We start from the raw sequence: 984 nt of genomic DNA on the forward strand, positions 1-984 counted from the left end.
ATCCACGGCACACTTTTCTTTATGTCGGAAGAGTCTGATACAGGTTTGGTATTACTCTCCACATTTTAAAAGCCGCAAGGGAATTCTTGCAAGAATCCAACTTGCTGTTGGGAGGAGAGTAATATTTCAACAGTGTAGAATAATTTCACACCGAACAGTGGAATTCTTCTACAATTATCGACCGAGTTTGCAGGGATCATTAGCAATATTAAGAATAATTTGTTGGCATCAATTTTGCTTATTTAAAATTGTGTAAGTGTTTTTAATGGAAAACAAGAAAAGAGATTCTGCAATCAAACCATTGCTATTGGGGGGCTATATAATGATTTGGAAAGGTGAAAAACTTGTAACGATCAAGGATTTTTTGACCAAAGGCATTAACCGGTGCGAATCGCAAGAGGAAGCAAAGGCCTTCATGGAACTTTATCGGGCAGAAAATCCACGAGCAGATGAAAACATGGACTTCATGAGTTGTTATTATACTTCTGAAGATATGCTGCGGATAAAAAAATGGTTTGATATCGAGAAGCAGAATTATGCCAGCCAGATCTTGATGGCCAATTAGAATTCCTTAGAGTGACCGGAGATGGAGAGATCCTCATTATATAGATAAAAATCAAAGCTGCCAGGCGGGACCTTGAGCAGCTTTGATAACCTGCATATTACCGGAGTAGCAAAATTATAGCTTTACAATATACAAAACCGAGTGTCGGGCACGTGCTGTCCGAGGTGGGTTGCTTAACTTGTGCATCTCAAAATTTTCCGTTAAATCCAATTCGAAAGGTTGTGTTAATATGAAGAACGCAATTGTTTCAATCGCAAAGGGATTATTTTTTGGCGTTTTCGGGATTGGATTAGTGGTATTTTTAACATCGAAAGAATTTCGGGATATTACGACAAATTTATAGTAATTTTTAAGGTTTGGGAGAGGTTTAAATGACGTTACTTTCAGAGATTCTTAAATACAATGAACAATTCGTTGAA

The 984-nt window shown here is 37.4% G+C and carries 1 protein-coding gene; it reads left to right on the forward strand.

Annotated features, from left to right (window positions below; translation table 11 throughout):
* Positions 1–322 precede the first annotated feature (322 nt).
* Positions 323–565 (forward strand): hypothetical protein, encoded by a 243-nt coding sequence (locus ABLT31_RS38735; protein WP_367761035.1) that lies wholly within the window; start codon positions 323–325, stop codon positions 563–565.
* The last annotated feature ends 419 nt before the right edge of the window (positions 566–984 follow it).

Source organism: Ammoniphilus soli, assembly GCF_040813775.1.